Annotated in this window: 19 protein-coding genes; 8 read left to right on the top strand and 11 right to left on the bottom strand. The window is 66.7% G+C overall.

The genetic code is table 11. From position 1 onward, the window contains the following. Positions 1-64: 64 nt before the first annotated feature. From A5698_RS10875 to A5698_RS10890, 4 genes are all read right to left on the bottom strand, one after another. Positions 65-973 carry an SDR family NAD(P)-dependent oxidoreductase gene (locus tag A5698_RS10875; RefSeq protein ID WP_197506739.1) on the bottom strand — a complete coding sequence of 303 codons (909 nt, stop codon included), beginning with the start codon at positions 971-973 and terminating at the stop codon, positions 65-67. A gap of 10 nt (positions 974-983) precedes the next feature. After that, positions 984-2,102 (bottom strand): acetyl-CoA hydrolase/transferase C-terminal domain-containing protein, encoded by a 1,119-nt coding sequence (locus tag A5698_RS10880; RefSeq protein WP_068296317.1) that lies wholly within the window; start codon positions 2,100-2,102, stop codon positions 984-986. 32 nt (positions 2,103-2,134) lie between these two features. Beyond that, positions 2,135-3,292, bottom strand: coding sequence for an acyl-CoA dehydrogenase family protein (locus A5698_RS10885; RefSeq protein WP_068296367.1), 1,158 nt, complete (start codon positions 3,290-3,292; stop codon positions 2,135-2,137). A 278-nt stretch (positions 3,293-3,570) separates the two neighbouring features. Then, on the bottom strand, positions 3,571-4,767 hold the full coding sequence (locus A5698_RS10890) for an amidohydrolase family protein (RefSeq protein WP_068296322.1): 1,197 nt from the start codon (positions 4,765-4,767) through the stop codon (positions 3,571-3,573). Between the two features lie 92 nt (positions 4,768-4,859). Between A5698_RS10890 and A5698_RS10895 the strand changes: the two genes are divergently transcribed. The 5 genes from A5698_RS10895 to A5698_RS10915 all read left to right on the top strand — a co-directional run bounded on the left by A5698_RS10895 (position 4,860) and on the right by A5698_RS10915 (position 9,232). Then, positions 4,860-5,162: an acyl-CoA synthetase gene (locus tag A5698_RS10895; RefSeq protein ID WP_068296324.1), complete on the top strand. Its 303-nt coding sequence runs from the start codon at positions 4,860-4,862 to the stop codon at positions 5,160-5,162. 40 nt (positions 5,163-5,202) lie between these two features. After that, a complete protein-coding gene (locus tag A5698_RS10900; RefSeq protein ID WP_068296326.1) occupies positions 5,203-6,510 on the top strand; it encodes a TetR/AcrR family transcriptional regulator in 1,308 nt (435 codons plus the stop codon). 206 nt (positions 6,511-6,716) lie between these two features. Beyond that, positions 6,717-7,307 carry a TetR family transcriptional regulator gene (locus tag A5698_RS10905; RefSeq protein WP_068296329.1) on the top strand — a complete coding sequence of 197 codons (591 nt, stop codon included), beginning with the start codon at positions 6,717-6,719 and terminating at the stop codon, positions 7,305-7,307. Positions 7,308-7,524: 217 nt separating this feature from the next. Further along, positions 7,525-8,355, top strand: a complete 831-nt coding sequence (locus A5698_RS10910) for an enoyl-CoA hydratase/isomerase family protein (protein ID WP_068296331.1) — start codon at positions 7,525-7,527, stop codon at positions 8,353-8,355. A 55-nt stretch (positions 8,356-8,410) separates the two neighbouring features. Further along, positions 8,411-9,232, top strand: a complete 822-nt coding sequence (locus A5698_RS10915; protein ID WP_068296334.1) for a mycofactocin-coupled SDR family oxidoreductase — start codon at positions 8,411-8,413, stop codon at positions 9,230-9,232. A 119-nt stretch (positions 9,233-9,351) separates the two neighbouring features. Here the strand turns inward: A5698_RS10915 and A5698_RS10920 are convergent, their stop codons facing one another. Further along, the gene (locus tag A5698_RS10920) at positions 9,352-9,597 is read right to left on the bottom strand and encodes a hypothetical protein (protein ID WP_068296336.1); all 246 of its coding nucleotides are present in this window, start codon (positions 9,595-9,597) and stop codon (positions 9,352-9,354) included. Further along, on the bottom strand, positions 9,594-10,745 hold the full coding sequence (locus A5698_RS10925; RefSeq protein ID WP_197506740.1) for an amidohydrolase family protein: 1,152 nt from the start codon (positions 10,743-10,745) through the stop codon (positions 9,594-9,596). Before A5698_RS10925 ends, A5698_RS10920 begins: the two co-directional genes overlap by 4 nt. Positions 10,746-10,879: 134 nt before the next feature. Here A5698_RS10925 and A5698_RS10930 point away from each other — a divergent pair, with 134 nt between their 5' ends. Together A5698_RS10930 and A5698_RS10935 are read left to right on the top strand one after the other, a co-directional pair. Next, the gene (locus A5698_RS10930; protein WP_068296343.1) at positions 10,880-11,689 is read left to right on the top strand and encodes an SDR family NAD(P)-dependent oxidoreductase; all 810 of its coding nucleotides are present in this window, start codon (positions 10,880-10,882) and stop codon (positions 11,687-11,689) included. Continuing rightward, positions 11,689-12,597: a TIGR03619 family F420-dependent LLM class oxidoreductase gene (locus A5698_RS10935; RefSeq protein ID WP_068296346.1), complete on the top strand. Its 909-nt coding sequence runs from the start codon at positions 11,689-11,691 to the stop codon at positions 12,595-12,597. The genes A5698_RS10930 and A5698_RS10935 overlap by 1 nt, the downstream gene beginning before the upstream one ends. Here A5698_RS10935 and A5698_RS10940 read toward each other — a convergent pair. Genes A5698_RS10940 through A5698_RS10960 form a run of 5 tightly spaced genes read right to left on the bottom strand, consistent with a single transcriptional unit; the run spans position 12,585 to position 17,724 of the window. After that, complete coding sequence (locus A5698_RS10940) at positions 12,585-13,133, bottom strand: nuclear transport factor 2 family protein (RefSeq protein WP_068296349.1); 549 nt, start codon at positions 13,131-13,133, stop codon at positions 12,585-12,587. The two genes, A5698_RS10935 and A5698_RS10940, sit on opposite strands and share 13 nt — an antisense overlap. Position 13,134: 1 nt before the next feature. Continuing rightward, on the bottom strand, positions 13,135-14,253 hold the full coding sequence (locus tag A5698_RS10945) for an acyl-CoA dehydrogenase family protein (protein WP_068296353.1): 1,119 nt from the start codon (positions 14,251-14,253) through the stop codon (positions 13,135-13,137). Next, positions 14,250-15,734, bottom strand: a complete 1,485-nt coding sequence (locus tag A5698_RS10950) for a class I adenylate-forming enzyme family protein (protein WP_068296356.1) — start codon at positions 15,732-15,734, stop codon at positions 14,250-14,252. Before A5698_RS10950 ends, A5698_RS10945 begins: the two co-directional genes overlap by 4 nt. After that, positions 15,731-16,576 (bottom strand): alpha/beta fold hydrolase, encoded by an 846-nt coding sequence (locus A5698_RS10955; RefSeq protein ID WP_068296359.1) that lies wholly within the window; start codon positions 16,574-16,576, stop codon positions 15,731-15,733. The genes A5698_RS10950 and A5698_RS10955 overlap by 4 nt, the downstream gene beginning before the upstream one ends. Beyond that, positions 16,573-17,724, bottom strand: coding sequence for a thiolase family protein (locus tag A5698_RS10960; RefSeq protein WP_068296362.1), 1,152 nt, complete (start codon positions 17,722-17,724; stop codon positions 16,573-16,575). Before A5698_RS10960 ends, A5698_RS10955 begins: the two co-directional genes overlap by 4 nt. Positions 17,725-17,802: 78 nt before the next feature. On the opposite strand from A5698_RS10960, the gene A5698_RS10965 reads away from it, so the two are divergent. Beyond that, a partial coding sequence (locus A5698_RS10965; protein WP_197506741.1) for an AMP-binding protein occupies positions 17,803-18,624 on the top strand: 822 nt, incomplete at its 3' end.

Consider the following 18,624-nt stretch of genomic DNA (forward strand, 5'->3'; position numbering starts at 1 on the left):
AGACGCAAACTGCCCCCAATCTCGCGGATTTCGGGTCACTTCGCGTCTGCTCGCCCGGAGAAAATCACCCCGGCGGTAGCGGGCCCGCCAGCCCACGTGGTGTGGTTCCGTAGAGCCAGCTGACGGCCTGCCCGATCTCGGAGAAGTCTAGCGACGCACCGTCTTTGGCGTGATACCGCCCCGGCGCCTCGGTGAAGCCCTCGATGCGGCTGAGCTTGTGGCCGTCGATACGCAGGATCTGGCCGGTCAGCCACGCCGACTCGGCCGACTGCAACCACGCCACGACTTCCGAGCTGCGGGCGGGGTCGAGCGCCGGGTCGGCGGCGCGGTCACCGGAGAAGAAGTCCTCGCTGATCCTGGTGACAGCCAGGGGTGAGATCGCGTTGGCGACCACGCCGTAGCGCCGTCCCTCCATCGCCGTGACCACCGTGAGGTTCGCGATAGCGGCTTTCGCTGCGCCGTATGCGCTCTGGCCGACGTTGCCCCACAGCCCGGCACCCGACACGGTGTTGACGATGCGCGCGTCGATCTGGTTGCCGGCCTTGGATTGGGCCCGCCAGTATTCGCACGCGTGCTTGGTGACGGCGAAGGTGCCCTTGAGGTGCACCGCGATGACGGCGTCCCAGTCGGCCTCCGTGGCGTTGGCCACCATGGCGTCGCGCACGATGCCGGCGTTGTTGACCACGCCGGTCAACGTGCCGAAGGTATCCACCGCGGTGCGCACCATGTCGGCGACGTCGTCCCAGGAGGCGACGGAACCGGTGTGCGCCACCGCCTTACCGCCGCTGGCCTCGATCTCGGCGACGACCTCTGCCGCGGGGCCAGCGTCGCCGGCGGTGCCGTCACGTCCGACGCCGGGGTCGTTGACCACCACCGCGGCGCCGTGGGCGGCGAGCGCCAGGCAGTGTCCACGCCCGATGCCGCGACCTCCGCCGGTCACCAGCACGACTCGTCCGGCCAATGCGCCTGTCATGCATATCCTTTCACTCGAACAGTGCCGCGATCAGTCGGCGGCGTTGGTCCCAGTCGGCGCCGCGCAGATCGGCGTGGCCCTTCTCGGTGACGATCAGATCGACGTCGTGTGCGGGCGTCGACGCCGGCCTGCTCAGTCGCTCGACATAGGGGGAGCGGCCGTTGACCGACGACGGGACCGCGATGATCGACAGGCCACCCCGGCTCATCGCGGCGGCGGCGCAGTAGTCCGGATGGCCGCCGATTCCTCCGACGATCTTGTCGCCGACGCCTTCGACGTTGACCTGGCCGAAGGGGTCGATCTCGATCGCGGTGTTGACCGCAATCAGCGGGGCGCCGCGGGAGAGCCGGGTGAGGTTGTGCGTGTAGTCGATGCCCCGCAGAATCGGCCGGCCGTCGGCCCACGCATACAGTTCCTCGGTACCGAGAAGGTATGTGGCCGAAGGTGTTTCGGCCAGCAGGCCGCGCCGCTCCAGGCCGACGACCGCATCGGTCAACAACCCGGTGTCGACGGCGACGGGCTGGCGGATGCGGTCCAGCAGCGCGGTGCCCAACTGGCCGGGCCCGTACTGTAACCGCGCGTCTTGCGGGACGAACTCGAGCACCGCGTCGGCGAGCGCTTCGTGGACCGGTTCGGCCGCCCGTGCTGCTGTCGCCAACGGTGCGTCGCCGCAGCGGCCGATCACCTGCACACCGGGCAACGGGGGACCGGCGTCCGCGCCAGGCCCGTCGCCGACGATGCCCAGCACCGGTACACCCGCCTCGACGAGTTCGCGTTGCCACGACACTTCGGTTGCGAAGAAATACTGCCCATGGTCCTCGACCAACCGGGTGACCAGCACGTCCGGGCGCAGGGTGTCGCGCAGCAGCGCCGGGATGGCGCTCAGCCGGACGGGAACGAAACGGGCATTGGGTGCGGTCAGGATGTCACGCACCCCCCACCCCGGCATCAAGGCAACGACCTCACTGAATGCCTCGGGGGTCAGTCCGTCCAGTGGCGCGGTCAACCACCCCACGATCAACCGGATATCGCCGAGTTCCGCGGCCAGTGCGGAAATTGACGCACAGACCGAGGTGCCGTCGTCGGCAGTTCTCAATGCACCGACGCCGTCACCCAGTGCCACCGTCATTCCCGGCCGCACGTGTCCGCGCAGAACAGCCCTCACCGGGGTTCTTTGGGCAGACCGAGTACCCGTTCACCCAGGATGTTGCGCTGGATCTCGCTGGTGCCGCCGAGAATGGTCTGCGCGCGGCCGACGAGCATCGCCCGCACCAGTTCGGCGTCCTCCGAGCCTTCGCCGGGATCGATGCAGGCGTCGGTGCCGAGCACCTCGGTGGCCATGTCACCGAGATCGCGGTCAGTCTCCGAGGTCATCAGCTTGAGCACCGAGAACGCCGCCGACGTGGTGTCACCTTCGTCGATGGCGCGCTGCCACGTGTAGCGCAGCAGCCACATCCGCGCCCAGAGTTTGACCATCGACCGACGCAGCACCGGGTCCAGCGCATCCCTGGCCTTCGCCGCCGCGACCATCTTCTCGTGCAGTTTGAACATCGCGACGGCCTGTGAACCCAACGTCAACCGCTCGCGGCCGAGCGTCATGATCGCAATCGTCCAGCCCTGCCCGGGCTCGCCGATCAGCGCATCATCGGCCAATTCGGCATTGTCGAAAAACACCTCGTTGAACTTGCTCTCGCCGTCCATCTGCTGCAGTGGGCGCACCGACACGCCCTCGGCGTCCATCGGGACGATGAACATGCTCAATCCGCGATGGGATTCCGGCCCCGTTCGGGCGAGCAACAGTCCGAACTCGGCCGAGTTGGCCGCCGAACTCCACACCTTCTGGCCGTTGATGCGCCACCCCGTCGGCGTTTTCTCGGCCTTGGTGCGCACACCCGCGAGGTCCGAGCCGGCGCCCGGCTCGCTGAACAACTGCGTCCAGACGTCGTCGCCGAGCCTGATCGGCTCCAGATACCGCGCCTTCTGTTCGTCGGTGCCGAACTTGATCAGCACCGGGCCGACGAGATCGATTGCGGTGATGGCGAGTTGACGGGGGACCCCCGCCCGCGCGCATTCTTCGGCGAACGCGGCCTGAAAGGCCACCGAGGCGTCGACGCCGCCGTGTTCGACGGGCCAGTGCAGACACACGTAACCGTTGGCCGCCAGGTACTTGTGCCAAGCGCGGCCGGGCTCTATGTCGTCGGCGGTCGGTGTCGGTCCGTAGTTTCGAAGCCCCGGCGGTTTGGGTGCGTTCTCCAAGAATGCGCGGAACTGCGACCGGAGTGCTGCGATGTCCTCGGACGACTCCGAGACTCTCGACATGTCCGGTGACTGCGAGGTATGTGCCGTTTTCGTCAAGAACCGATCCATCGCGTTGAGTCGTGGGCTACCCGAAAGCCATACGATAGCCTAAACCGACAAATGTTTAGTTATTTAGGGGTAGTGTAGGCACAGGTCCAGCCGTCGAGCAAGGCGCTTTTCCGGGAAGAGCAAACGGTGACGCCGGGCTCGCGGAGCCGGACCTTGCCGCCCTTTCAAGCGTGCGAAGGTTGGGCCCGTTACCGCCGACGGCGACAACGGGCACACAAGGGCTGCTGCGTTCAGCTCACCAGCGCAGGCTCGCTTGCCGCCACGCGGGGGAAGTTCAACATGCGCCGGGCGTTCTCCTCGACGATCAACGCGCATTCCTCGTCGGGCACGCCGGCGAGAACCTCCGCGGCGCGCTTGCGCGAATTCGGCCAGTTCGAATCCGAATGCGGGAAATCGATTTCCAGCATGATCCGGTCGACGCCGATCTGGTGACGGTTGGTCAGCCCGTGTTCGTCGTCGATGAAGCAGCCCCAGAAGTGCTTCCGAAACAGATCCGAGGGCCTGGTGTCGAAGTCGATCGACTGGTAGTAACGGTGGCGTTCCCACACGTAGTCAGTACGTTCGAGGATGTAGGGCACCCAACCGATCCCGCCCTCGGCCAGAGAGAACTGCAAGTCGGGGAACTGCTGCAGCTTGCCGGAGAGCAGCAGGTCGACCGTCGTCCACATCAGGTTGGTGGAGAACAGCGCCGTGGCGACCGCGAAGGGGGCGTCCGGAACGAAGAGCTGTCCGGGAATCGGCTTGACCGAGGAGAACGAGAAGCCGGGAACGTATGAGCCGGAACCGAAGTGCAGCGACACCGGCATACGGGCTTCACTGCACACCTTCCACAGCGGGTCCCAGTGGTCGGAGTGGAACGACGGCAAACCCAGCGGCACTGGGCTGTCCGGGAAGGAGACCGTGCGGGCCCCTTTGGACGCCACGCGTTGGGCTTCGGCGACACACGCATCGATATCCCAGGTCGGCAGGATCGCCAACGGGATGTACCGCTCGGGTGCGGTTGCACACCATTCATCGATGTAGAAATCGTTCCAGGCCTTGACGCACAACAACGCCAATTCCTTGTCGGCGGCGCGTTGGAAGGTGCCGCCGGCGAAACCGGGGAACGACGGGAAGCACAACGCAGCCTGCACTCCGTCGAGATCCATATCGGCGATCCGCGCCACGGGGTCGTAACAGCCGGGGATCATGTCCTCGTAGCGCACCGGATCGAGCCCCCACTCCTCGGGCGGCTTGCCGGCGACGGCATTCAAGCCGATGGTGGGGAAGATCTCCCCGTCATAGCTCCACAGGTGCATCCCGTCCTTCTCGATGATGCGCGGACCCGCCTCGCGGAACTTCTCCGGCAGGCGGTCCTGCCACACGCGGGGATGTTCGACCAGGTGGTCGTCCACGGAAACGATCTGATGCTCATCGCGCAACGGCATAGCCATGACCTTTCTGACGGCGTGTCTTGAGTTCTGACGCGTCGTCTCACACTATATGAGGTGTGCCATATCCGTAAAGCAAGGAGAGTTGCGTGACAGAACAGCCTGCGCCCGAGCGGGAGAAGCTCGCGGAAGACGACCACGATCTGCTGACCTTCGGCGAAGCGGGGGAGCGGCTGCGGATCGAGATCGCCGCCGCCGAACGCCAGGTCGCTGAACTGGCCGAACACGGCGACGGCAGCGAGCTGGAGAAGGCTCGGCGGCGACTGGAGGGGCTGCGCGCTGCCGTTCGGCGCAATTCCGCGCAGCCGATCAACGACGACAACTTCGAACGCTTCTTCGGATACCGCGGCAAGGCCCGGCGCAATCTGCCCGTCGACGAATCCGGCGGGTAACGGCGCCCGCGAGATCTGGACGGGTCATCATGTGAGCGTCATGTACGAGCCGGAGAAGGTCCGTCGCGCGGGTTACGCACCCGCGAACGTCGAATTGGGACGCCGCGGCCTGCACACCCGGCAGTCCATCGTGCGTAGCGCCGCCCGGCTGTTCCTGGAACGGGGGTTTCACGGTACGTCCATTGACGCCATCGCCAGGGCGGCCGGCGGTTCGCGTGCCACGGTGTACCAGTACTTCGAGGACAAGGAAGGCATCTACCGGGAACTGGCCGCAGAGTGCCTGCCCGCTGTGCTCGACCACGCAAGCCGGCTGGGACCGCTTGGTCCCGACGTGGACGGGATACGAAACCTGTTCGACTGGCTCGAACAGTGGGTCGAGCTCTATGAAGAGCATGCGGTGGTGCTGCTGGGATTTCCGGGTCTGGGACCTTCGGCCGGCTTCGAGACGACCGATTTCATCTCAGATCAGTATGTGTCGAGGGTGCTCGACCGTACGCGCACTGCCGACTTGGGGGCCGTCCCGCCTGAGGACGTAGCCGCCGCGGTCGTCCGAATCGCGCACATGGTCAACCTCTACCGGTACCGCGGCATGTGGGACCTGCCGAGCGCCGATGCCGTGACCGCCTCTCTGACGGTGGCGCTGCAGTTGTTGTTGTTTCCCGATACGCCGCCCGCTGTGCTTGAGACCGTAGGCCCTGCAACTGGTTCGACGCCGACCACATCGGTAGCGCGGGCGGCGCCGGCTACCCCCGCGCCACCTGCGCCCGTGTCACCCATCCGCTCCGATATCGTCGCGGCGGCCTCGGCACTGTTCGCCGATCGCGGCTACTACGCCGTGGCGATGGACGACATCGCTTCGGCGTCGAACGTCAGCCGGGCGACTCTGTACCGGCACTTCCGGACCAAGGTCGCGATTCTGTCTGAGCTTACGGAATGGGCGGTCGTCGAGGGCTCCGGTCTCGCTGCCGACCTCCAAAGTCTCGCAGACCATGGATTCACTCGAGAATCGTTGCACGCCTGGCTTGGTCGATACGTTCGATTCCACCGCGCCTACGGAAGCGTCATCCAGACGTGGTACGACGGTGGACTGAATCGGCAGCTGGCCGACGCAGTCAGCGCGGGAATGGGGCCGTTCCAGGCAGCTGCCACTGCGCTGCTCATTCGTTCGGGCTTTCCGCGCGGGGTCGACATTCGGGTGGGCGCAGCCATCTTCCTATCCGTCCTCGGCCGGCTGGCCGAACTGACCTTGACCACGCCGAGTGTCGACACCGATTACGACAGCGCCGATTTGATGCTGGAAGTTCTGACCCGGGCGCTGAGCATGTCGCTCGGCGACGAGAGCAACTGACACCCCATCAGGCGCCCCGGTGCGCGTCCGTTGTCCCGCAGGTATCAGGTGTTGACAGTTAACTGTCATACTGTCTTCAGTGTCAAGAGGAGGGTCGAAACAACACACGTTCGACCGGCTGACGCCGGAGTGCGTGGTGTACGGCCGACGACGTATCGATAGTCGTTGTACGGTCAGGTGTCGAGTGAGCGGAAAGGAAGTGGCTGGTGGCGCGTGGCGACCGCTCTCCGCGCAACGAGCATGCGGCGCGAACGCGCACCGCATTGCTCGATGCGGCGATGAACCTGTTCAGTGCCCAGGGTTACGATCAAACGACTACCGACGAGATCGCTGAAGCGGCCGGCGTCTCTCCGCGGACCTTCTTCCGGTACTTCCCGACCAAGGAATCGGTGCTGTTCTCGGGTGAGTACAGCTTCATTCATTCGTTCAGCGGCGTCTATCTCGCGCAAGACGAACACTTGTCGGACTACCATGCGATGGCTGAATCGTTCGCGATCCTCGCGCCGGGGCTCAAGAGGAGTCGGCAGCGCATTGCGCAGTATCACGAAGCAGTCGCTTCTTCGTTTGTCCTGCGCGGCAGGGAACAGCAGAACCATGCTGACAACGCCGAAACCGTGGCGGAGGTGATCGCCCAGCGGCGCGGGTTGGATTCTCCCGATCATGCGTGCCGGTTGCTTGCCGCCGTCGGCATGATGCTGCTCGAACGCGCGATCCGGGCGTGGCTGGCTACCGCGGGGCATGGTCTCGACGAGCTCATCCGCGACGAGTTCGCGGCTCTGCCGGATCTTCTCGCCTGAAATACGGGGACTCGGCAATTTCCCTCGCGCTGACGCTGGGGGCGTCACCGTAGCCACCTTGTCGGCAATCCCCCTGCGCGCAAGCGAAATTCGTGTTGGCACCGCGCAGTTGACAACTGCGACAGTGAACTGCCATATTTGGGCGGTCCGATCTCTGGGACCGTGCGCAACGACTGATCGTCGCCGCATCGGTTCCCGGACCAGAGCAAGGAGTGCCATGTCGGCTCAGCCGAATGACGTCAGCCCACAACCGCCCGACGGAGATTGGCTGGGCACTCCCTATTTGCGGTTCGAGCGGGACGGCGCGATCGCTGTACTGGTGCTCGACCGGCCGGAGGCACGCAACGCGATGACGCCGGCGATGTACTTCGGGATTCGGTACGCGATCCAGCGGATGAACTCAGACGAAGGTCTGGCGGGCCTTCTGATCACCGGTACCGGCGATGTGTTCGCCCCCGGTGGCGATCTCGGCCAACGCGCCGCGGACAACTGGATGGATTTCGCCGCCACGATGGGTATGGACGTGACGCCGTTCGACACGCTGCGCCAGTCGGCCAAGCCGGTGGTCGCAGCCGTCAACGGACTCGCCCAGGGAGGTGGGCTGCAGATCGCCATCTGTAGTGACATGGCGGTCGTCAGCGAGCGGGCGACGTTTCGGGTGCCGGAGCTCTACCGCGGCATCGCCGACACCTACTACAGCCACATGCTGGCACGGTTGATCGGTCCGGTGCGAACCCGCGATCTGATGTTCACGGGTCGCGTGCTGTCGGCTGAGGAAGCGCTCGAGTGGGGCCTCGTTTCGCGGGTGGTGCCCCACGATGACCTGTTGCCCGCGGCGTGTGAGGTCCTCGCTCAATGCTGTCGTACCGCACCCCAAGCGCGTGCGCTCGTCAAGTCCAGCATTGACACCTACATCGGGCTCTACGACCGCATCGGCATGAAAGTCAGCCTCGACGGTCCCGAGGCGCTCGAGGGCTTCGTTGCGTTCAAGGAGAAGCGTTCGCCGAACTGGGTGCACCCCGATCTCATGATCGACGGCCGCTTGTAGCTCGATCAGTTGGCAGCCGCGGACTCGAGTCGACCGACTTATGGAAGGGACAGGCATGGGCACGATGGACGGGCGCGTCGCATTCATCACCGGAGCCGGAAAAGGACAGGGGCGCTCCCACGCGGTACGACTGGCGGAGGAGGGCGCCGACATTGTCGGCGTCGACATCTGCCGGCAGCTGGACGAGGTGTTGTATCCGATGGCGACACCGGAGGACCTCGAGGAGACTGCCAGGCTGGTGGAGAAGACCGGCCGACGCATGCTCACCCGGCAGGCTGACGTCCGCGACCGCAAGGCACTGCAAGCTGCGTTTGACGACGGTGTCGCGGAGTTCGGCTATGTCGACACCGTCGTGGCCAACGCTGGAATCCTGCTCAATCGCGTCGATGAGCCGGACCCAGTCGCGGCTTGGGACCTCGGCATCGGCGTCATGCTCACCGGCGTGTGGAACACCTTGCAGATCGCGAGCGCCCACATGACGGAGTCCGATCGCGGTGGCGCGATGGTCGTGACGAGCTCGATGGCCGGCCTGAAGGCCCTCACCGACGGAAGCGGCGGGGCCGATTCATATGCGGCAGCCAAGATCGGAGTCACCGGCCTTGTCCGCGCCTACGCTCAACGGCTCGCCGTGAAGAACATCCGGGTGATGGCCATCGCACCGACCGGCGTCAACACATCGATGATCGTTGAGAACCCGGGGCTCTTCGAGGTGATCAGCAAGCATGAGCATCTCGCGAAGGCGATGACGAATGCGTTGCCGGTCCCGATCATCGAACCGGCGGACGTGTCGGAAACCGTGTTGTTCCTGGTATCCGACAGCGGCCGCTATTACACCGGGACCACCCTCATGCTCGATGCCGGCATGAACATGACCTAGCCGGGCGTCTGACGACTCAACTCTTGACTCTTGCCGGATACCCTCGGGAAGTATCGCGGGGCGCTCCGCCGCGTCAGTGGCGACCCTGGTGAGACCCCGGGCCGTGCGGGCGGGAGGGGTCACTTCCCGCGAAGGTAGGAGTCGTATTCGTCGCGAGTGGACTCCATCGCGTTGAGTCGGCGTGCCAGCAGGGTGACTTCCGCATCGTCGTCGGGGGAGCTCTCATCGAGTTCGGCCAGCCGAGCCTTGGTCCGGTCGATCTCGGTCAGAAGGCGTTCGTGCGCTTCGTCTTTGGTCAGCAAATCCTGGTCGGCCCAGTCGTCCAGCGGGAGCTGTTCGACCGGGCCGCCGTCCTCCGGGGTCATGACGCCGGGGGGAAGTTGTACAGCTTGCGCGTGTTCAACTCGACCATCTGGTGCACTTCGTCGTCGGGAACGTTCTCGAACGCCTTGGCGGCGCGCTCGCGGCTCTGCGGCCAGTACGAGTCCGAATGGGGGTAGTCGCACTCCCAGGTGATGTTCTCGATGCCGATCTTGTCGCGGACCTCGACGCCGAAGTCGTCCTCGATGAAGCAGCCGTGAAAGTGCTTGCGGAACAGATCGCTCGGCAGCACCTCCTGGTTGATGTTCTGATAGAAGCGGTGCTTACGCCAGACGCTGTCGCAGCGCTCGAGGATGTAGGGGATCCAGCCGATTCCGCCTTCGGACAGGCCGATCTTGAGCTTCGGGTGCTTGTGCAGGGCGGGGGAGAACAGCCAGTCCGTCAGCGCGCCCATGCTGATCGTGCCCATCAGCACGATGAACACCGCGAACGGGGCGTCTGAGGCGATCTGCGGCGGGAAGCCGCCGGAGCCGAAGTGTTGAGCCAGCACGAGATCGGTCTCTTCGAACGCCGACCACAGCGGATCCCAGTGGTCGCTGTGCAGCGACGGCAGACCGAGGCGGTCCGGCAGGTCGGGGAAGGTCACGCATTTCGAGCCCTTCGCGGCGACGCGGTGAAGCTCTTTGATGCTGGCGTCGAGATCCCAGAACGGCAGCATCGATACCGGCACGAACCGGTCGGGCGCGGTTGCGGCCCACTCGTCGAGGTGGAAGTCATTCCAGGCCTGCGAACACAGCAGCGCGAGCTCCTTGTCCTCACCCTCGGCGAAGACCGCGCCGGCGAAGCGGGGGAACGAGGGGAAGCACGTCATCGCCTGCACCCCGTCGATGTCCATGTCAGCCACGCGAGCCTTGGGGTCGTAGCAGCCGGGAATCATGTCGTCGTAGCGCACCGGTTCGATGCCGTACTCCTCGGGCTTCTTGCCCGCCACCGCATTGAGCCCGATGTAGGGGTAGATGCGGCCCTCGTACTCCCAGACCTGGCACATCTGGCCGTTGTCCGGGCGCTCCCACTCGATGATCTTGGGGCCCGCCTCCAGATACTTCTGCGGGAGCCGGTCGCTCCAGACCTTCGGGTGCTCGATCAGGTGATCGTCGACCGAGATGAGCTGCATGTGGGGCTGCAGTGGCACGGCGGCTCCTTCGGAGATCTGTGGACTTAAACAGAAAAACATTTAGTTATTTCGCTAGAGTAGTCAGCGCCTGCCCGCGGGGCAAGCAATCGGGCAACTGCGCCCGGAATTCAGTTGACCGACCTGGGAGACCCATGGACTTCAACCTGAACGGCAAACGGGCGCTCGTCACCGGCAGCAGCTCCGGAATCGGCGCCGGGATCGCGTCCACCCTGGCTCGCGAGGGCGTATCGGTGGTGGTGCACGGGCGCAATGCCGAGCGCGCCCGAACGGTCGCCGAGCAGATCCGCGCCGACGGCGGCCAGGCAGCCGTCGCGATCGGCGATCTCGCGACCGAGGAGGGCGCGGCGCACGTCGCCGACACCGCAGCCGAGGCGTTCGACGGCATCGACATCCTGGTGAACAACGCCGGCGGGGCCTCCGAAACCAATGTCCAGTCGTGGTTTTCGCTGCCCGTCTCGGAATGGGGTGTGACTTATCAGCGCAACGTGATGTCCGCCGGGTATCTGATTCATGCGCTGGTGCCGGCGATGAAGGAGAAAGACTGGGGTCGCATCATCCAGATCGCCTCCGCGGCGGGCATCATCCCGACGTCCGGTCAACCGGATTACGGACCCTCCAAGGCGGCGATGATCAACATGTCCATGGGCCTGTCGAAAGCTCTGAAAGGAACCGGAGTCACGGTCAACACGGTGATGCCGGGGATGATCATGACCGAGGGTCTCAAGGAATTCCTGCACACCTTCGCCGAGCGCCGCGGCTGGGGCGACGACATCGACAAGGCCGCCGAATACGTGCTCAAGGGCACCGGACAGACCGTGCACAGGATCGGCCAGATCAGCGACGTCGCCTATGCGGTCGCCGTGCTCGCCAGCCCGAACGCCGACTTCCTCAACGGAATCAACCTGCACCTCGACGGTGGCGCGACCGGGTCGATCTACTGATGAACTTCACCGTCGAGTTTCCCAGCGACGTACCCACGGCCGATCCCGAGTTGCGTGAGCCTGCGGTGCTGCGAGCCCTGTCGGCGCACGCCGAGGCGGTGGGCTTCGATGCGATCGCGCTGGCCGATCACCCTGCGCCGTCAGCGAAGTGGCGTCGCGCCGGCGGGCACAAGACGTTCGATCCGGCCGTGGCGCTGGCGTTCTTCGCGGCCGCGACCACCACGATCCGGTTGATGACGCACCTGTGGGTGCTGCCGTTCCGGAACCCCTACCTGACGGCCAAGACGCTGACGTCGCTGGACGAGGTGTCCGGCGGCCGGTTGATCGCCGGCGTCGGCGCCGGCTACCTGCGCTCCGAATTCTCCGCTCTTGGTGTGAATTTCGACGACCGGGTCAGCCTGTTCGACGAATACCTGGCTGCGCTGCGGCGGATCTGGACGAATCCCGAAGAGCCGGTCACCGGGTCGACATTCGCCGCCTCCGGTGAGATGGCCGTGGACGCGCCCGTCCGAAAGCCACACCCGCCGCTGTGGATCGGCGGCAACAGCCCCGCGACGCTGCGCCGCGTCGTCGAGCACGGCAGCGGGTGGTGCCCGATGGTCAACCCGGCCGCCGTCGCCTCATCGGTGCGTACCGCGGCGATCGAGACAGTCGACGACCTCGCGCGCTCTATCGACAGGCTGCGCGGACTGCTCGAAGACGCGGGTCGCGATCCGAACGATGTCGAAATCCAGGTCGCGGTGCCTGTCACCGATTTCGCGGCGCTCGACTCGTTCGTCGCGGCCGTCTCCGACGCCGGGGCGACCCGGATCCTCGCGCACGTCGACGCAATCTCGGCGTCGGCGGCCGAGGCATACATGACCCGGTTCGCCGAGCACTTCGGGCTATCCGAGCGTCAGAAACGCTGACCGCGTGGGAACGCGCCGAAGAACGCGTAAGACGGATCGTCGCCGTCGGAGCGCCCCTCGGGGATGGCGCCGACGACGGCGTTGTCGGCGTGGGCGGTCAACGGTGTCGAGAACTCGTGGGTCCAGTCGGCGACGCACTTGCGGTGCGCGATCTTCCACCGGCCGTCGTGGCGGTAGCGGTCGAGGTAGCGGCCACCGGTGATCAGCAGGTGAGCGGTCCCCCTGCGCTCGGCGCGGTGGTAGGCGACCAGATACGCCTCGCCCTCGGCGCTGTCGGGACCGGTGATCCGGATCAGGTGGTTGGTGAGGTTGTGCTGCGTCGCGGCCAGTGCCGCGGTCATCGCCGGAAGTGACTCCAGGAACTCGCGAGCGGTGTTGGTGCTGTTGAAACCGTGTTCGTCGAGGGCATCGTCGGTGTACAGCGAGGTCGCCGAGGCGACGTCGCCGCGGTCGATCGCGCGGCAGTACTGGAGGACGAGATCACGGATGGCGTCCTTGGCGACGAGCACGTCGAGCGCCGACTGGTCGATGGGCATGTCACAGTATGTCTGCCTCGGATCCCAGCCGTTCCCAGTGCTCGGCGGGCCTGCCGAACAGCACTTCGTCGGTGCGGGCCCGGCGCAGGTAGAGGTGTGCCGAGTCCTCCCAGGTGAATCCGATACCGCCGTGGATCTGCACGTTGGCGTGCGCGGCGTCGCGCAGCGATTCCGAGCACACCGCCTTGGCCATGCTGGCCCGCCAGGCGGATTCGTCGGCCGGGCCCGCGTCGAGAGCCTCCAGGGCGGCTTGTGAGGCGGACCGTGCCCACTCGAGGCTCAGCAGCATGTCGGCGCACTTGTGCTTGATGGCCTGGAAACTGCCGATGGGGCGGTTGAACTGCTCCCGGGTGCGGGCGTAGTCGGTGGCGATCTCGAGTATGCGTTCGCACGTGCCGACCTGTTCGGCGGACAGCACCGCCATCGCCAAATCGACGGTGCGGGAGACGACGTCGCCGACCGAGCCGTCACTCGACAGGCACGTGGCGGGCGCGGCGGTGAAGGTGATGGTGGCCATCGGCCGGGTGCCGTCGAGCACCTTCTCCTCGTCGATCGTCACGCCCTCGCTTGTCGCGTCCGAAACGAACAGTGCCAGTTCGCCCTCGGTGATCGCCACGACGATCAGGTCGTCGGCCGAACTGCCGTGAAGGACATGGCGGACAACGCCGTTGAGCCTCCAGCCGTTCGCGTCATCGGCGGAGACGGTCACCCGGTCGCGGCGCCACAGCCCGCCATCGCCGGTCAGGGCCACGGCGGCGGTGCGCTCACCCTCGACCAGCGCCGTCAGTCTGTCCTCGGCGTCCACCGACAGCAGCAGGTTGGTCGCGAGCACGGCAGTCGCGATGAACGGCACCGGGGCCAGCGCCCGCCCGAGTTCGTGCGCGACGACGCCCATCGCCGTGGCGCCGTAGCCGGCGCCGCCGAACCGCTCGGGCAGCCCGATCGCGGCCACGCCGACTTGCCCGCACAGCACCTGCCACAATTCGGCGTCGTAGCCGCGGTACTGTTGCCGGCCGTCATAGGCCACTGCTCGCACCCGGCCCTCGGGCGACAGTCGCTCGCAGGCCGCGCGGACCGACTGGGCGAGCTCCTGGCGTTCTTCGGCGCTCAGCACACTCATCCGTGCCCTCCTGTGATCTGTTGTGCAAGCTCAATTTTGGCGATCTTGCCCAAGCCCGTCATCGGGAAGTCGTCGACGACGACGAGCCGTTCGGGCCACTTCTGTTTCATCAGTTCGCGTTCGTTGAGGAAGCCGCATACCTCGCCGAGGGTCAGGTCGGGGCGCCCGGGCGTGCGGCGGACGATGGCGCAGACCAGCTCGCCGCGCTCCTCGTCGGGTAGCCCGACGACGGCGACCTCGTCGATCAGCGGGTGCGCCAGCAGTTCGTTCTCGATCTCGTCGGGGGAGATGTTCTCGCCCTTGCGGATGATCAGGTCCTTGACCCGCCCGGTTATCACGATGCGGCCGTCGGCGCGCAGGTGTCCGGTGTCGCCGGTGCGGAACCAGCCGTCCGGCGTCGTCGCCTGCGCCCACTGCTCGGAATCGACGTATCCCATCGTGAGGTTGGCGCCGCGAGCCTCGATCTCTCCCGTCGGTCCGATCCGGACTCGCGCGCCGGGGATCGGACGTCCGCAGCTGTTGGTCTGCTGCTCCTCGGTGTCGCTCATCTCGCTCACACAGATCAGCGGCGCTTCGGTCATCCCGTAGGCGTGTGCGACCGGGACGCCGAGGTGGCGGCGCACCTTACGGTGCAGTTCGGGAGGGCAGGCCGCGCCGCCGCCGATGAGCATGCGCAGCGACGGGATCAGCGGCTCGGATTGCCCCGAGGCGAGCTGGGCCGACAGCAGAATCTGGTAGAACGCAGTACTCGACCCCGAGATCGTGACCCGGTGCGCGGCCAACTGTCGCGGCAGTCGCTCGGGATCGATCTTCGGGATCAGCACTGCGGGGAATGCACCGATGAGAGTGCTTGCGAGGTAGATGATTCCGCCGATGTGCGCGATCGGGAAGCCGAGTGTGCCGACGTCGTCGGGATGATCACCGAGCCCGAGTTGCGCCACATATCCGCGCGCCGCGGTCAGGAGGCTGGCATCGGTGTGCCGCACCCCTTTCGGCCGGCCGGTCGTGCCGGAGGTGAAGTAGATCCAGCATGGATCGTCCGGCGAGCGCGGCGCGGTCGGCAGGGGACCCTCTGGGGTCTGGCGCAGGACGTCGAGGAAGTCGTCGGGCAAGGTGATGTGCGGGGTGCCGGGCGGGGCGTTGACCGCGGTCGAGGAGTCGACGATCAGAACGTCGGCTTCGGCGACGTCGAGTGCGGCCCGCACCTCGCGCTGCCGGTACAGGTGCAACACCGGCGCCTGCACCGCCGAGGTCCGCGCCAGCGTCAGCATGAGGACTGCGGCCGCGCTGTGCGACGGCAACTGCCAGGCCACCGTCATCCCCGGACTCACACCGGCATCGGCGAGCCATCTCGTCGCCGCGGCCGAAAGGCGCGCCACGTCCGCGACTGTGAGCACCCCACCGTCGACGTCCAGCAGCAGTCGCTGATCCGGCCGTGCCGCGGCGGCCTCGTCGAGCAATTCGGCGACGGTGCCGGTCACGGTCGTCCCGCGATGAATGCCGCGATGGCCGAAGCGGTTTCGACGGGGCGGTCGAGCATGACGTAAGTCGAACTGTCCTCGACGAGGCGAATCGTCGCGTTCGGGAAGGCGCTGGCGAGCCGTTCGGCATGGCTGACGGGGAACAGGCCGTCCCGGGTGCCCCACAGCACCAGCACCGGCTTGGACCACTTCTCGATGGCCGGGGCGGCCGCGGCCGTGTGCCGGGGGTGCAGCGCCGCGCTGAACCGCACCGCGTCGCGGCGCACGCCTGCCGAGTGCAGGAAGCCGCCGAAGATCGCCGTATCGCGGTCCTTGGCGATGCCGTCGTTGGTGACGGCGCGTTTGAACACCGCTAGGCCGGGCTTGGTGGCGAGCAGCCGCAGCACGGCGCCGCCCGCGAACGCGTTGAGCCGGCACAGCTTGACCAGCGGTGCGAACGACTTCGGCGGGAAATGCTCGTAGCTGTCACAGTTGGTGAACACCAACCGTGACACCCGCGACCAGTCCAGGCCGAGAATCCCCAAGGCGGACAACAAGATACCGCCGCCGGAGTCGTTGGCGACCAGGGTCACGTCGCGGAGGTCCAACTCTTCGAGCAGCGCGGTGATCCGGCGGCCCGCGGCGACCACCTCGACATCGACGCGGTCGCCGACCGGCCTGGCCTGTGCGCCGAACGGCCACGTCGGCGCGATGCACCGGTAATCCGTGGACAACTGCGCGACGACGTCGTCCCACAGCGCGCCGGTGACGTACGCGCCGTGCACGAACACCACCGGGCTGCCCGCGCCGGTGTCGGTGTAGTCGATCTGCGCGTCGTCGATGACGACGGTCGCGCTCGTCACCTCGACAGGATCGCCACGGCGGCGGAACCCGGCGACCCGTACAGCTGGGCCAGCCCGACACGCGGGTTGTTGGGTACCTGGCGGTCGCCGGCTGTGCCGCGCAGCTGGTGGACGAGCTCGTACACCTGACGCAGACCGGAGGCCCCGACCGGTTCGCCGTTGGCGAGCAGACCGCCGTCGGTGTTGATCGGCAACCGGCCGCCGATCCCGGTCGCGCCGTCGTGCAGCAGCGCCTCCTGTTCGCCGTCCTTGCAGAGCCCGGTCTCGGCCATGTGGATGATTTCCGAGCCCGCGTCGGTGTCCTGCAGCTGCGCGACGTCGATGTCCTCGGGCCCGAGGCCGGCCTGCTCGTAGGCGGCCTGGGCGGCCTCGGCGGTGGTGCCGGGACGGATCGGCAGTTCTATCGAGGTGCGCAGCAGCTCGTAGGCGCCGTCGCGGCGGCTGCGCAGCTCGCTGGCCCGGACGTAGATGGGGGTGTCGGTGTACTTCTTGGCGACGTCGGCGCGGCACACCACCACGGCGGCGGCGCCTTCGTTGGGGTTGCAGTACATGAATTGGCGCAGCGGCGCGTTGACGATCGGGGAGCCCAGGATCGTCTCGACGCTCATGGCCTTGCGCCGCCAGGCGTGATCGGCCAGTACGCCGTTGGAGAAGTTCTTGGCCGCGACCCGAGCCAGGGTCTCCTCGCTGATGTCGTGGTCGTGCATGTAGCGCATGATCTTGGTGCCGAAGTAGTGGGTGGTCAGGAACATGCCCTGATCGCCGTACCACTGGGGCAGCCCGGCGACGGCGGGGTCCGCGCCGAACGCGCCGCGCGGGTGCTTGTCCAGGCCGACGCCCACCGCGATCTCGGCCTCACCGAGCTGGACGTCGCGGGCGGCCAGCGTGAGCAGCGAGTTGCCGGTCGCGCAGCCGCTCAGGGTGGCCCGCGCGGGGATTCCGGTCATCCCGACCAATCCGGTGATCGCTTCGGGGTTGGCGACCTCGAGGCTGCCCGCGTACAGGCTGCCGACGTCGGACCAGTCCACGCCGGCGTCCATGAGCGCGCGGCCGATCGCGACCGCGCCCATCTCGAGGGCCGAGCGGTCTGCGTACCGGCCGAACGGGTGGATTCCGACGCCGATGATCGCGATGTCGGGTGTACTCATGGGGCTCCTAAGGTGAAGTGGACTCGGGCCGGACGCTAAGGATATAACTATATAGCGGATTAGCGAAGGGTTGAGTCGTTGAGCATTGCACTGCTGCTCGAGATGGCGGTCTCGGGTGATCCCGACCGGACGGCGGTCGTCGACGGGGGTGACCGGTTCACCACCACCGATCTGAGCGTATTGGCCAGCGGCGGAGCTGCCGTCATCGCGGGTTCCGGCGGGCAGCACGTCGCGTACGTCGGCACCGGCGGGGCGATGCTTCCGTTGTTGATCTTCGCCTCGGCGCGGGCGGCGGTGCCGTTCACCCCGCTGAACTACCGGCTCAGCGCCGACGGTCTGAAGCAGCTGCTGGCCCGGCTGCCGTACCCGCTGGTCGTCGTCGACGACGAGTACATCGACATGGTCGAAGGCGCAGGCAAGCAGGTGATGCGCTCGGCCGAGTTCCTCGCCGCCGCGCGCGCGGCCGATCCGGTCGAGGAGTTCGCCGATCCCGACGCGGTCGGGATCGTACTGTTCACCTCCGGGACGACGTCGCGCCCGAAGGCCGTCGAGCTCACGCACAACAACCTGACCAGCTACGTCACCGGCACGGTCGAGTTTGCGGCCGCCGACCCCGAGGATGCGGCGCTGGTGTGCGTCCCGCCGTACCACATCGCCGGCGTCGGGGCGGCACTGTCGAACCTCTACGCGGGCCGGAAAATCGTCTACCTGCGCAGGTTCGACCCGTGCGAGTGGGTACGACTGGTCCGCGACGAGAACGTGACGACGGCGACCGTGGTGCCGACCATGCTGGACCGCATCATCCCCGAGCTGGAAGCCAACCCGACCGAACTGCCGTCGCTGCGCAACCTGGCCTACGGCGGCTCGAAAGTCGGCCTGCCGTTGGTCCGCAAGACCATC

The sequence above is a fragment of the Mycobacterium sp. E136 genome (genome assembly GCF_001666865.1).
Lineage (GTDB): Bacteria > Actinomycetota > Actinomycetes > Mycobacteriales > Mycobacteriaceae > Mycobacterium.

Coding starts and splice junctions, on each gene's coding strand:
- A5698_RS10875 (WP_197506739.1), bottom strand. CDS start 973: ATGACAGGCGCATTGGCCGGACGAGTCGTGCTGGTGACCGGCGGAGGT.
- A5698_RS10880 (WP_068296317.1), bottom strand. CDS start 2,102: ATGACGGTGGCACTGGGTGACGGCGTCGGTGCATTGAGAACTGCCGAC.
- A5698_RS10885 (WP_068296367.1), bottom strand. CDS start 3,292: ATGTCGAGAGTCTCGGAGTCGTCCGAGGACATCGCAGCACTCCGGTCG.
- A5698_RS10890 (WP_068296322.1), bottom strand. CDS start 4,767: ATGCCGTTGCGCGATGAGCATCAGATCGTTTCCGTGGACGACCACCTG.
- A5698_RS10900 (WP_068296326.1), top strand. CDS start 5,203: ATGTACGAGCCGGAGAAGGTCCGTCGCGCGGGTTACGCACCCGCGAAC.
- A5698_RS10910 (WP_068296331.1), top strand. CDS start 7,525: ATGTCGGCTCAGCCGAATGACGTCAGCCCACAACCGCCCGACGGAGAT.
- A5698_RS10915 (WP_068296334.1), top strand. CDS start 8,411: ATGGGCACGATGGACGGGCGCGTCGCATTCATCACCGGAGCCGGAAAA.
- A5698_RS10920 (WP_068296336.1), bottom strand. CDS start 9,597: ATGACCCCGGAGGACGGCGGCCCGGTCGAACAGCTCCCGCTGGACGAC.
- A5698_RS10930 (WP_068296343.1), top strand. CDS start 10,880: ATGGACTTCAACCTGAACGGCAAACGGGCGCTCGTCACCGGCAGCAGC.
- A5698_RS10935 (WP_068296346.1), top strand. CDS start 11,689: ATGAACTTCACCGTCGAGTTTCCCAGCGACGTACCCACGGCCGATCCC.
- A5698_RS10940 (WP_068296349.1), bottom strand. CDS start 13,133: ATGCCCATCGACCAGTCGGCGCTCGACGTGCTCGTCGCCAAGGACGCC.
- A5698_RS10945 (WP_068296353.1), bottom strand. CDS start 14,253: ATGAGTGTGCTGAGCGCCGAAGAACGCCAGGAGCTCGCCCAGTCGGTC.
- A5698_RS10960 (WP_068296362.1), bottom strand. CDS start 17,724: ATGAGTACACCCGACATCGCGATCATCGGCGTCGGAATCCACCCGTTC.